1 pseudogene is annotated in these 241 nt (G+C 63.1%); it reads right to left on the minus strand.

Annotated features, from left to right (window positions below):
- Nucleotides 1-241 (minus strand): annotated as a pseudogene (locus AC0MA3_RS26720) (hypothetical protein); the annotation flags it as partial.

Here is a 241-nt window from a genome sequence, read left to right on the forward strand (position 1 = left end):
CCAACATCGCCTCCGAAGGATCTGCGAGGAAAAACTGCGTGCGGGAAAACCGTGGCAACGCCTGCGCCACCAGTGCCCCCGTGCCGGAACCGGTGTCGAGCCAGACCGCCGGATCTCCCACCAGCGACTGCACCAGTGCCAGAATCTCCGCGTGAATCGTCGTGTAGAAGGGAATGACGCGCCCCACTTCCGCATCATACTGGGCGGCCGGATGGGCGGTGCGATTATCGGAAGTCATGGT

The organism is Paenibacillus sp. LS-5 (assembly GCF_056121505.1).